The sequence below is a fragment of the Burkholderia sp. GbtcB21 genome (genome assembly GCF_019091065.1).
GTDB lineage: Bacteria > Pseudomonadota > Gammaproteobacteria > Burkholderiales > Burkholderiaceae > Burkholderia > Burkholderia pyrrocinia_C.
This window is the reverse complement of the sequence record NZ_JAGXKA010000070.1, coordinates 1-1457: the sequence shown is the minus strand read 5'-3', so window position 1 is coordinate 1457 and position 1457 is coordinate 1. Positions and strand designations below refer to the sequence as shown.

The window sequence follows — 1457 nt, the reverse complement described above, 5'->3', positions numbered from 1 at the left end:
TGAGATGGGATGAACACCTCCCCCTTCTCCGGGAAGCGTCCAGCGCCGATGGCGCCGTGACGAGGGGCTCTCGCTTGACCCACGGCATCGACGTGCCAAAGTGAAAGTTCCACCAATCACTTAGGTAAGGAGAGCCCAAATGAATGCTACGACTTACGGGCTGGACATTGCAAAGTCCGTCTTCCAGCTTTACTGGGTGAATCCGCAATCCGGCGAAATCTTCAACCGGCGCTTCAGCCGCGATCAGCTGATCCGCTTCCTGAGTCAGCGCGAATCCGGACGTGTTGTGCTGGAGGCATGCGGCGGCGCTCACTGGTGGGCACGCAAGATCATCAGTCTCGGTCATCAGGCTGTTCTTCTGCATCCCAAATACGTGCGTCCATTTGTGCAGACGAACAAAACCGACGCGGCAGACGCTCGCGCCATCTGGACCACCGCCCAGCAGCCCGGTATGCGCACCGTCGCGATCAAAAGCGAAGCTCAGCAGGCCATCCTCGGTCTGCATCGCATCCGCTCCGCGCTGGTCGACACCCGCACCCGGCTGGTCAACCAAATCCGTGGGTTGCTCGGCGAATACGGCCTGCAATTCCGCTACGGCCGCAAAGCCTTCATGAATGAACTCAGCGCCCGCATGCCCGAGATCGAACAAGCGGTGCCTCCACTCATCTGGCGCGCCCTGCAACACCAGCTCGCCCACCTTCGGCAACTGGAAGCGGACATCACCGAAACCGAGCGCGAAAACCTTCTTTGGATGAAAGCCAATCCTGCCGCGCAAATGCTGGCAGCCATTAACGGCATTGGCCCATTGACGGCCACGGCTACCGTCGCTGTCATGGGCTCGCCCGATACGTTCCGCTCTGCGCGAGCCTTCGCTGCCAGTCTCGGCCTCGTACCTACCCAAACCGGCACCGGTGGCAAGGTCCGTCTGGGCGGCATTACCAAGCGCGGTGATCGTTATCTGCGCAAATTGCTGATTCACGGCGCCCGCATGGTCGTGACCCGCTCGAAGCAGCGTTCCGCATGGGTCGAGGCGCTTCTGAATCGACGCCCAGTCAACGTGGCAATCGTCGCGCTCGCTAACAAAATGGCTCGCATCGCGTGGGCCATGCTCGCGCAGGGTCAAGCCTATGACCCCAAGCACGTCAGCGCGCGCACGCTCGCGTAGGCAACTCCCTGTTGATTCGAGCACTTCATTCCTCCAACCCTCAGCGTTGCGCAGGTAAGGTGACACGTGTGATGGCAAACGAGATCGTTCCGTGGGAACCCAAACCCGATGACGTCCATGCGGCCCACAGCCCGGCGTGTGAGATGGGGACGTTCCCAGCAGATTCCATCAAGGCCCGCAGGCCTTCGTGCCTGCACCCCAAGGCCGGATATAAGACTGCAAACGCAACCTCGATGTCTCGCACACTAAAACCCGACCTTGCCAACAGGGAGGTGTTCATATAAGGACGTCA

The 1457-nt window shown here is 60.4% G+C and carries 1 protein-coding gene; it reads left to right on the top strand.

Annotation, left to right across the window (positions count from 1 at the left end):
- Nucleotides 1-139: 139 nt before the first annotated feature.
- On the top strand, nucleotides 140-1165 hold the full coding sequence (locus tag KVT39_RS36355) for an IS110 family transposase (RefSeq protein WP_131945919.1): 1026 nt from the start codon (nucleotides 140-142) through the stop codon (nucleotides 1163-1165).
- Nucleotides 1166-1457 lie beyond the last annotated feature (292 nt).

Excerpts from the sequence above, each read along its gene's own strand:
- KVT39_RS36355 (WP_131945919.1), top strand. The coding sequence starts at position 140 with ATGAATGCTACGACTTACGGGCTGGACATTGCAAAGTCCGTCTTCCAG.